This window comes from Arthrobacter rhombi, assembly GCF_900163545.1.
GTDB lineage: Bacteria > Actinomycetota > Actinomycetes > Actinomycetales > Micrococcaceae > Arthrobacter_H > Arthrobacter_H rhombi_A.
On sequence record NZ_FUHW01000038.1, the window covers coordinates 37,398 to 47,753 of the forward strand.

General features: G+C 62.5%; 10 protein-coding genes. 6 read left to right on the forward strand and 4 right to left on the reverse strand.

Features of this window, described 5'->3' with window-relative positions:
* Window positions 1-10 precede the first annotated feature (10 nt).
* Genes trpS through FM101_RS10650 form a run of 3 tightly spaced genes read left to right on the forward strand, consistent with a single transcriptional unit; the run spans window position 11 to window position 2,828 of the window.
* On the forward strand, window positions 11-1,090 hold the full coding sequence (gene trpS / locus FM101_RS10640) for a tryptophan--tRNA ligase (RefSeq protein WP_086999439.1): 1,080 nt from the start codon (window positions 11-13) through the stop codon (window positions 1,088-1,090).
* 3 nt (window positions 1,091-1,093) lie between these two features.
* Window positions 1,094-1,681 (forward strand): 2'-5' RNA ligase family protein, encoded by a 588-nt coding sequence (locus FM101_RS10645; protein WP_086999441.1) that lies wholly within the window; start codon window positions 1,094-1,096, stop codon window positions 1,679-1,681.
* Complete coding sequence (locus tag FM101_RS10650; RefSeq protein ID WP_086999442.1) at window positions 1,647-2,828, forward strand: YihY/virulence factor BrkB family protein; 1,182 nt, start codon at window positions 1,647-1,649, stop codon at window positions 2,826-2,828. The genes FM101_RS10645 and FM101_RS10650 overlap by 35 nt, the downstream gene beginning before the upstream one ends.
* A gap of 67 nt (window positions 2,829-2,895) precedes the next feature.
* On the opposite strand, the gene FM101_RS10655 is transcribed toward FM101_RS10650, so the two are convergent.
* The 4 genes from FM101_RS10655 to sdhC are packed head-to-tail and all read right to left on the reverse strand — an operon-like array spanning window position 2,896 to window position 6,350.
* Window positions 2,896-3,678 (reverse strand): succinate dehydrogenase iron-sulfur subunit, encoded by a 783-nt coding sequence (locus tag FM101_RS10655; protein ID WP_086999444.1) that lies wholly within the window; start codon window positions 3,676-3,678, stop codon window positions 2,896-2,898.
* On the reverse strand, window positions 3,678-5,465 hold the full coding sequence (gene sdhA / locus FM101_RS10660) for a succinate dehydrogenase flavoprotein subunit (protein ID WP_086999446.1): 1,788 nt from the start codon (window positions 5,463-5,465) through the stop codon (window positions 3,678-3,680). Before sdhA ends, FM101_RS10655 begins: the two co-directional genes overlap by 1 nt.
* Before the next feature lie 51 nt (window positions 5,466-5,516).
* Window positions 5,517-5,966: a succinate dehydrogenase hydrophobic membrane anchor subunit gene (locus FM101_RS10665; RefSeq protein WP_086999448.1), complete on the reverse strand. Its 450-nt coding sequence runs from the start codon at window positions 5,964-5,966 to the stop codon at window positions 5,517-5,519.
* 3 nt (window positions 5,967-5,969) lie between these two features.
* Window positions 5,970-6,350 carry a succinate dehydrogenase, cytochrome b556 subunit gene (gene sdhC / locus FM101_RS10670; protein ID WP_086999449.1) on the reverse strand — a complete coding sequence of 127 codons (381 nt, stop codon included), beginning with the start codon at window positions 6,348-6,350 and terminating at the stop codon, window positions 5,970-5,972.
* Window positions 6,351-6,613: 263 nt separating this feature from the next.
* Here sdhC and FM101_RS10675 point away from each other — a divergent pair, with 263 nt between their 5' ends.
* The 3 genes from FM101_RS10675 (at window position 6,614) to FM101_RS10685 (ending at window position 10,351) form a co-directional block, all read left to right on the forward strand.
* Window positions 6,614-7,726: a mannose-1-phosphate guanylyltransferase gene (locus FM101_RS10675; protein ID WP_086999451.1), complete on the forward strand. Its 1,113-nt coding sequence runs from the start codon at window positions 6,614-6,616 to the stop codon at window positions 7,724-7,726.
* An 85-nt stretch (window positions 7,727-7,811) separates the two neighbouring features.
* Window positions 7,812-9,020, forward strand: a complete 1,209-nt coding sequence (locus FM101_RS10680; RefSeq protein WP_241895420.1) for an amidohydrolase — start codon at window positions 7,812-7,814, stop codon at window positions 9,018-9,020.
* A 212-nt stretch (window positions 9,021-9,232) separates the two neighbouring features.
* Window positions 9,233-10,351 carry a BMP family lipoprotein gene (locus FM101_RS10685; RefSeq protein ID WP_241895421.1) on the forward strand — a complete coding sequence of 373 codons (1,119 nt, stop codon included), beginning with the start codon at window positions 9,233-9,235 and terminating at the stop codon, window positions 10,349-10,351.
* Window positions 10,352-10,356: the final 5 nt, after the last annotated feature.

Consider the following 10,356-nt stretch of genomic DNA (forward strand, 5'->3'; position numbering starts at 1 on the left):
AGACCTCACCATGACTGACAACGCTGTACCGGCCGACCGCCGACCGCGCGTCCTTTCGGGGATGCAACCCTCCGCCGACTCACTTCACCTCGGCAACTACCTCGGGGCACTCGTCAACTGGGTCAAGGCACTGGATGACTACGACGCCTTTTTCTTCGTCCCCGACATGCATGCGATCACCGTCGGACACGACCCGGCATCACTGCGTGAACGAACCCGGACCACCGCAGCCCAGTACATTGCCGGGGGCATCGATCAGGACGCGGCCACCTTGTTCGTCCAGTCCCACGTTCCCGAACACGCCCAACTGGCCTGGGTGCTCAACTGCATCACCGGGTTCGGCGAGGCCTCGCGGATGACCCAATTCAAGGACAAATCGGCCAAGGGTGGTCAGGATGCCGTCAGTGTTGGCCTGTTCACCTACCCGGTGCTCATGGCAGCGGATATTCTGCTCTACCAGCCGCACGCCATCCCGGTGGGTGACGACCAGCGCCAGCACGTGGAACTCGCCAGGGATCTGGCCCAGCGATTCAACCACCGCTTCGGGGAGACGTTCAGGGTTCCCGAAGCCATGATCCAGAAGGAAGGTGCCCGGATCTACGACCTGCAAGATCCGACGTCGAAGATGTCCAAGTCCGCGTCGAGCCCCAACGGTCTGATCAATATCCTTGATGACCCGAAGCTCATCACCAAGCGGATCAAATCAGCGGTCACCGATAATGACACCGTGATTGCCTTCGACCGGGCGGAAAAGCCGGGGGTATCCAACCTGCTGGAAATCCTTTCGACGATCACCGGCAAATCGGTGGACGGACTGGTCGAAGAGTACGACGGCAAAATGTATGGACACTTGAAGGTCGACGTGGCCGAGGCAGTCGTCTCCCGGGTCGAGCCGATCCGCCGCAAGACCCTGGAGCTGTTGGATGATTCGGCCGAACTGGATCGCCAGCTGGCCATCGGAGCGGCCCGGGCCCGCGAAGTCGCTTCCAACACCCTGGACGCTGTCTACTCGAACATCGGGTTCCTACCGGCGCGCGCGGAGACGCCGTTCGACGCCGCGGGAGCCGACGATGGTCAGAGCCTGCGATAAACGATGACCCTCCCTGAGTCGGGTACCGAGATCCCCGGGGCCACCGGCCCCGGGGAGGAGGGGGTCAGTGTGGGTATCGTCATCCCACTGCCCGAACCCTACCGCTCGGAGTTGAGGCAGCAACGGTTGTCCTTCGGGGACCCCGTAGCCCGCAGCATCCCGCCTCATATCACGCTGATCACCGGCGCCTGGGCCACCGACTGGATGGCAGCACTTGCCCATGTGCGGCGTGTCGCCGCGAACACGCAGCCCTTCCGCCTCAGACTCCGCGGGACCGCCACCTTCCGTCCCATCTCCCAGGTGGTCTTCCTAAAGGTCGCCGCCGGCTTCGAGGAATGCGTGTCGCTGAACCATGAACTGCAGTCCGGACCGCTGGAAACGCGCACCGAATTCCCCTTCCACCCACATCTGACCTTGGCCCACGACCTGACGGAAGAACAGATGGGGCGCGCGTTGACCGGCTTGGCAGACTACGATGTCACTTTCGCCGTGGATAGAATCGGGTTATTCGAATACGATGCCGGAGGCCTCTGGGCTCTGCAGGAGGAACTGACACTTGGCCAAGACGGCGCGCATCCCGATCCAGCGTAAGAAAGGCCGCCTTCCGGCCAGCGCCATCGTCTATAGCGACCCCGCCCGCTCCGAGACGGATCTCGGCACGCGCACCTCCCCGCTAGACCGGGCAGCCTTACATACCAACGCCATGCACCAGCGTGCTGCCCTGGGTCGTGCCCGCCGGGAAAAGGCCGGACTGCCCAAGATCGCCATCGCCGGTTTCGGTTCGCTCATGGCACGTCTGAATTCATGGAAACCCCTGCGCGTCTTCAGCCTCTACGGGCAGCGACATGGATCAGTCATGGCGGCAGGGGCCGCCTATAAGATGTTCTTCTCCATCGCAGCAATCCTGGTCGTCGGATTCTCTATCCTGGGCATCCTCGCCAGCGGAAATCAGCAACTTCAAGACCTTGTGGTTGAGGGCGTCGCCAAAACGACCCCCGGGCTGATCAATACCGGGGACGGGGGACTGGCAACTCCTCAACAGCTCTTCCACAGCCGGAGCTTCGGCTGGGCACTCGTGATTTCCACCGCCGTCTCCCTCCTGACCTCGCTCCGCTGGATCGCCGGCTTGCGAGAGGGCATGCGGGGGGTCTTCGGCCTGCTCAAAATGCAATCCAATATCGTGATGGCCAAGATCAAAGACCTGGGCGTGCTGCTTCTGCTGGGAATCAGCTTGATCCTCACGACGGGGCTGGGGGTCATCGCCAGCACGGCTCTCCACAGCATTATTGAATTCCTTGACCTGGAGTCCACCTTCTCGGTGATGCTCACCAGGGTGGCGAGTCTGGTGGTGATGCTCCTGCTGGATTCGGTGGTCGCGGTGATCCTCTTTCGGCTCGCATCGGGGATCACCATGCCCCGTGTGGCCTTGCTGGAATCCGCGTTCATCGCCGGGGCAGGATCCACGACCCTGCGCTACTTTTCTTCACTACTGCTCGGCAGCGCCAGCAGTAACCCGATCCTGGCGCCCTTCGCCGTGATCCTGGGGCTGTTTGTCTGGTTCTACCTGTTGAGCCAGATCTACCTTCTGGCAACCTCCTGGGGCGCGGTGACCACCGCCGATATCGTCGCCGCCGCACGACGGGGCAACCCGAAGGGCTTGCGGTCCCGATCCGCCCAGATGCGTGCCCCGGCGTCGACCGAGAGTGCACCGGTGAGCTGGCTGCAGGACAGGTCCTAGGCACGAAGAAGGCGTCTCCCCGCAGTTGTGGGGAGACGCCTTCTTCGTGCTTCGAGAGCGGTCGACTCTAGACCGAGCGGGCCAGAATGGCCTGCTTGACCTCGGAAATAGCCTTGGTGACCTGGATGCCACGGGGGCAGGCTTCGGTGCAGTTGAAGGTCGTACGGCAACGCCACACGCCTTCCTTGTCGTTGAGGATCTCGAGGCGCATATCGCCACCTTCGTCACGTGAGTCGAAGATGAAACGGTGTGCGTTCACGATCGCCGCCGGGCCGAAATACTGCCCATCGGTCCAGAAGACCGGGCACGAGGAGGTGCACGCAGCGCACAGGATGCACTTGGTGGTGTCGTCGTAGCGTTCGCGCTCTTCGGGGGACTGGTAGTGCTCAGCCGTCGGGGAATGTCCCTTGGTGATCATGAAGGGCATGATTTCACGGTAGGACTGGAAGAAGGGTTCCATGTCCACGATGAGGTCCTTCTCGACCGGCAGCCCCTTGATGGCCTCCACGGTGATGGGCTTCTCGGTGTCCAAGTCCTTCAACAGGGTCTTGCATGCCAGCCGGTTACGGCCGTTGATGCGCATGGCATCGGAGCCGCAGACGCCATGGGCGCAGGAACGGCGGAACGACAGCGAGCCGTCGATCTCCCATTTGACCTTATGCAGGGCGTCCAGCACACGGTCGGTGCCGAACATCGTCAACTGGAAATCCTCCCAGGTCACGTCTTCGGAGAATTCCGGTTGGTATCGGCGCACCCGCAGGGTGATGTCGAACTTCGGGATCTCCCCGCCGCCGCCGACACCGGGGGCCAGGTCGACCTTGGATGCTGGTTCGGGAATCTCGCTGCTCATTAGTACTTACGCTCCATCGGCTGGTAACGGGTGAAGATGACGGGCTTGGTGTCGAACCGGATGCCCTCGATGCCCTCCATCTGCGCGGTGTCGTCCTTGTAGACCATCGAGTGCTTCATGAAGTTCTCGTCGTCGCGGTCCGGGAAGTCCTCGCGGAAGTGGCCGCCACGGGATTCGTGACGGTGGAGTGCGGAAACGGACATGACCTCGGCCAAGTCCAGCAGGAAGCCCAGTTCCACGGCTTCGAGCAGATCCAGATTGAAGCGCTTGCCCTTGTCCTGGATGCTGATGTTTGCATAACGCTCACGGAAGCCCTTGACGTCGGCCAGGGCCTTCATGATGGTGTCCTTGGTGCGGAACACCTGCATGTTGGCGTCCATCGTGTCTTGGAGGTCCTTGCGGATGGCGGCGATCCGTTCGGTACCGGATGCCTGTCGGACCACGTCGAGCAGTGCCTCGGTGTCGGCGCCCGGGTTCTCCGGCAAGTCGACCCAATCGGCCGTCTTGGAGTATTCGGCGGCTGCGATACCCGCACGCTTGCCGAACACGTTGATGTCCAGCAGCGAGTTGGTGCCCAGGCGGTTTGAGCCGTGGACGGAGACACAGGCGACCTCACCGGCGGCGTAGAGGCCGGGGATGGTGAACTCGTTGTCCTGGAAGACTTCGCCCTTGATGTTGGTGGGGACCCCACCCATGACGTAGTGCGCGGTCGGGAAGACCGGCACCGGCTCCGTGTAGGGCTCCACACCGAGATAGGTACGGGCGAACTCGGTGATGTCCGGCAGCTTGGCATCGATATGTGCCGGCTCCAAGTGCGTCAGGTCCAGCAGGACGTAGTCCTTATTCGGCCCACAACCGCGGCCTTCACGAACCTCGTTGGCCATCGACCGGGCGACAATATCGCGCGGGGCCAGATCCTTGATGGTGGGTGCGTAGCGCTCCATGAACCGCTCGCCCTCGGAGTTGCGCAGGATGGCACCTTCACCGCGGGCGGCTTCGGAAAGGAGGATCCCCAACCCGGCCAGGCCGGTTGGGTGGAACTGCACGAACTCCATGTCCTCCAGCGGGATGCCCTTGCGGAAGGCGATGCCCATGCCGTCACCGGTCAGGGTGTGCGCGTTGGAGGTGGTCTTGAAGACCTTGCCGGCACCGCCGGTGGCGAAGATGACCGACTTGGCCTGGAAAACATGGATCTCGCCGGTGGCCAGGTCGTAGGAGACGACTCCGGCAACACGGGTCTGCAGGTAGGTGGTGCCATCCTCGCGGGTGGCTTCCTCCTGGACGGTGAGCAGGTCCAGGACGTAGTACTCGTTGTAGAACTCGACGTTGTGCTTCACGCAGTTCTGGTAGAGCGTCTGCAGGATCATGTGGCCGGTGCGGTCCGCCGCGTAGCAGGACCGGCGAACCGGGGCCTTGCCGTGATCGCGGGTGTGGCCCCCGAAGCGACGCTGGTCGATCTTGCCTTCGGGGGTGCGGTTGAACGGCAGACCCATCTTTTCCAGGTCCAGCACCGCCTCGATGGCTTCCTTGGCCATGACCTCGGCGGCATCCTGATCAACCAGATAGTCGCCACCCTTGACGGTGTCGAAGGTGTGCCACTCCCAGTTGTCTTCCTCGACGTTGGCCAGGGCGGCACACATGCCGCCCTGCGCGGCTCCCGTATGTGAACGGGTGGGGTAGAGCTTGGTCAACACAGCCGTATGGGCCTGCTGGCCGGATTCAATGGCAGCGCGCATGCCAGCGCCACCGGCGCCGACAATGACGACGTCGTACTTATGTACCTGCATACCGGATGTTCCCTCTTCTTTGAATCTTGGTTTCGGCGACGTGTGCCGGAACTACTGGCAGACCGCGAGCGTGGAGCCCGGGATGCACGGATCGAAGGTGAAGATCACCAGCGTGCCGAGAATGACGATGGCCGCCGAGCACAACACCAGGACCAGCTGGAGCCAGAACCGCGGACGGTTCTTTTCGACGTAGTCGTTGATGATGGTGCGAACGCCGTTGGTGCCGTGCAGCATGGCCAACCACAGCATGGTCAGGTCCCAGAACTGCCACAGCGGGTTGGCCCACTTGCCGGCGACAAAGCCGAAGTCGATGGCATGCACGCCGTCACCGACCAGCAGGTTAACGAAGAGGTGGCCGAAGATCAGGATGACCAGCAGGACGCCGGAGATACGCATGAAGAGCCACGCGAGCATCTCGAAGTTGCCGTTTTTGGACTTGCCACGCATGTACTTCGGATCAATCCGAGTCGAGCGCGGTGCAACGAATTCCGTGGGAGCCATGGCTTAGTAACCTCCGAAGGCGAGCGACAGGTGACGGATGGCGAAACCGATCATGACAACGACCCAGACGATCAGCACGCCCCAGAGCAGCTGACGGTGGTACTTGGGTCCGGACTTCCAGAAGTCAACCAGGACCAGACGCAGACCGTTGAAGGCGTGGAAGACGATCGCGGCGACGAGACCGAGCTCTCCGACGGCCATCAGCGGGTTCTTATACGTGCCGATCACGGCGTCGTAGGCGCCGGGGTCAACCCGGACCAGGGCCGTATCAAGCACGTGCACCAAAAGAAACAAGAAAATGACGACACCGGTGACCCGATGCCCTACCCAGGACCACATGCCTTCGTGGCCGCGGTAGAGGGTGCCTGACGATGTCTTCGACACTGAATTTACCTCCATGCATGCAAGGGCGTTCGTGTGGCGTGCACACAAAAGATTGGCGCCGGTGCGTAAGCGTTCCTAGCCTGATCCTAGACCACGGGGCCCGTCAGGCTTCGTCTCCACCCTACCTGTGTGGCGAGCCTCACGGCGACCGCCGTGACGAGGGGGAATACGCGGATTCACGCGGAAAATACGTGACATTTTCGTGTCCTAAATCGAGCCCGTCCTCCAGCGAAACGCTTCGGTGATCGCCTACTGTGGGATCCATGAATGAAGACCTCCTCGCGCGCTTCCACGGCGTCATCCCCGCCGGCGGCGTGGGAACGCGGTTGTGGCCGCTCTCCCGAGCGGCCGCCCCCAAGTTCCTGCACGACCTCACCGGATCGGGAACCACGTTGATCCGCGCGACCTATGAGCGGCTCGTTCCCCTGGCCGACCACCGCATCATGGTGGTCACCGGGCAGGCCCACCGCGAGGCCGTCCAATCGCAGTTGCCCGAATTGAGCGAAACGAACCTCGTGCTCGAATCCGAGCCGAAGGATTCCGCGGCGGCGATCGGCCTGGCGGCAGCCATCCTGCACCGCAGGAATCCGGACATCATCATGGGTTCCTTTGCCGCGGACCAGGTCATCGGGCCCGTCGAGGTCTTCCAGGAGGCGGTCCGCGAAGCCATCCTGACCGCGGCCACGGGAAAAATCGTCACCATCGGCATCAAGCCTGCTTCGCCGTCGACGGCTTTTGGCTACATCCGTGCCGGCGAAGCCCTCGCTGTTGAAGGGGCGCCCAGTGCGACGTCGGTGCTCGAATTCGTGGAGAAACCGGATGAGGAGGTGGCCCAGCGTTATGTCGCTAGCGGTGACTACCTGTGGAATGCCGGGATGTTCGTTGCCCCCGTGGCCCTGATGCTCGAGCACCTTGAACGCAACGAACCTGAACTGCACGCAGGGTTGATGGAGATCGCCGATGCCTGGGACACCGATGAGCGTGATGCCGTGAAAAAGCGTATTTGGCCGACCTTGCCGAAGATCGCGATCGATTATGCGGTGGCCGAACCGGCAGCTGAGCACGGCGACGTCGCGATGATCCCCGGCGAATTCACCTGGGATGACGTGGGCGACTTCGCGGCCATCGGCCGCTTGAACCCCGCCAGCGAGGCCACCAACCTCACCGTGCTGGGGGATGGGGCCCGGGTCTACGCCGACGATGCCTCCGGTGTCGTCGTCTCCGACACCAAACGGATGATCGCCCTGATCGGAATCAAGGACGTGGTCGTCGTCGACACCGGGGATGCCCTCCTGGTCACTACCAGCGACCACGCCCAGTCCGTGAAGAAGGCCGTTGAAGCCCTCAAGGCCTCGGGCGACCTCGACGTGCTCTAGCCAGGTCGGTGGCCGCCGGTAATGCGGGCGAAATGATGCGTTGCAAACTCGGTGGTTGCCCCGACTTCGTCGTAAGGTCGCTTCTGTGACTTACGATTCCTCAAGGCAGACGACCTACCCCGCGATCGGTCCCTGGGCCGAGCCGTTGCTGCCCCAACTGGTGGGCTTCCGCCGGGACCTGCATGCGAACCCCGAACTGTCCTTCGAGGAGACGCGGACGACGGCACGCATCCTGCAGGAACTCACGGATGCCGGACTGGAGCCGAAGGCCCTCGAGGGGACCGGGCTCTATGTGGACATCGGCGAGGGCGAAATTGCCCTGGGGCTACGTGCAGATATCGATGCCCTGCCGATCCTGGAAGAAACCGGGTTGGACTACGCCTCGAACCGCGAAGGCGTCTGCCATGCCTGCGGGCATGACATTCACACCACGGTCATGCTCGGAGTGGCCCTGACGCTGGCGCGCCTGCACGAAGCCGGCGAGCTGGGGGGAAGGATCCGGGTCATCTTCCAGCCGGCCGAGGAGACCATGCCCGGCGGGGCGCTATCGGTCATTGCCCAGGGAGTCCTCGAAGGGGTTCCGCGCATCCTGGCCCTGCATTGTGAACCTCGCGTCGACGCCGGAACGATCGGGACCCGCATCGGCGCGATCACCAGTGCCAGCGACACCATCAAGATCGAATTATCGGGCCGCGGCGGGCACACCTCACGGCCGCATCTGACCGAGGATCTGGTCTTCGCCCTCGCCGAGATCGCCGTCGGCGTCCCGGCGGTACTCAACCGGCGGATCGACGTGCGTAGCGCAGTGTCGGTGGTCTGGGGTCAAATCCATGCGGGCTCGGCCCCGAATGCCATTCCGGCGTCTGGCTATCTGGCCGGAACCATGCGCTGCCTGGACGGCGAGGCCTGGGAATCGGCGGGTGTCTTATTGGATGAGGTGGTCCGTCAGGTCGCCGTTCCCTACGGTGTCGACGTGAAGCTCGAACACACCCGGGGCGTCCCCCCGGTGGTTAACGCCGAAGCGGAAACGGATTTGATCGAGCGGGCGGCGCGCGCCGAGATCGGTTCGAAGTCCATCGTGCTCATCCCGCAATCCATGGGTGGGGAAGATTTTGCGTGGATGACCCACACCATTCCCGGAGCCATGATGCGTCTGGGGACGCGCACCCCGGGAGGGGAAACCTACGATCTGCACCGTGGCGACTACATTCCTGACGAGACGGCGATCGAAACCGGGATTCGGGTCATGGCCGCTGCCGCCCTGCGAGCCATTAATCCTGGACAAAGTGTCTGATCGTTCTACCAGTAGGTAACAAAAGGTCAACGATATTGTCTTGTCAACTATTTGTGGTGGCAGGTCGGTCTTCGTGGGGCATACTGTATTCTCCGTCACGTCTTCCTGCCATGGGAGGTCGGAGGCGGTCGGCACCCACACGGGACAGGTAGGTCACCTGGCCTGTTCTGTTATGGGGTGGCCCCGAAGCATCACTCGTCACTGGAGGAACCTTGAAGAAGTCACCGCGCACCCTGAAGCGCTCTACCGGCCAGCTTGCCGCCGTCCTGGGCGTTTCCGCCCTCGTTCTGACCGCCTGCGGGGCGGCACCGGATTCCGGTGGCGATGACTCGAACGCTTCGAGCCACCCCGGCGCCGCCGACTACACCGGCTGCATTGTTTCCGACTCCGGTGGCTTCGATGACCGGTCGTTCAACCAGTCCTCCTACGAGGGGCTCATGAAGGCCAAGAAGGATTTGGGCATCAAGACCAAGAAGGCCGAGTCGCAGGCGGCCACCGACTTCGAGCCCAACCTCAGCTCGATGGTCAAGGGCGGCTGCAATCTCACCGTCACCGTCGGCTTCCTGCTGGCGGACGCCACGAAGAAGATGGCCGAAGCCAACCCGGACTCCCACTTCGCGATCATCGATGATGATTCGATCAAGGCCGATAACGTCAAGCCGATCATCTATGACACGGCTCAGGCTGCCTTCCTGGCCGGTTACCTCGCCGCCGGGACAACGGAGACGGGCAAGGTCGCCACCTACGGCGGCATCAACCTGCCCACCGTCTCGATCTTCATGGACGGCTTCGATGAAGGCGTGAAGTACTTCAACGAGAAGAACGACAAGAAGGTCAAGGTTCTGGGCTGGAACTCCGATAAGCAGAACGGCACGTTCACCGGAGACTTCGAGAACCAGGGCAAGGGCAAGACCACCACGACGAACTTCATCAACGAAGGCGCTGATATCGTCATGCCCGTCGCCGGCCCGGTGGGACTGGGCACCATCGACGCCGTCAAGGAAGCCAACTCCAACGGTAAGGATGTCAAGGTCGTCTGGGTCGACTCCGACGGCTACAAGACCCTTCCCTCGGGCAAGGAATTCGTACTCACCTCGGTCATGAAGCTGATGGGCGAGGCAGTGGAGAACGTGGTGACCGAGGATCTCGACGAGAAGTTCGACAACGCCCCGTATGTCGGGACGCTGGAAAACAAGGGTGTCGGTCTGGCGCCGTTCCACGACTTCGACGCCGACGTCTCCGATGACATGAAGTCGCAGTTGGACGAGATCAAGGCAGATATCGTTTCGGGTGACATCAAGGTCAAGTCGCCTTCCAGCCCGAAGGAATAACCCAC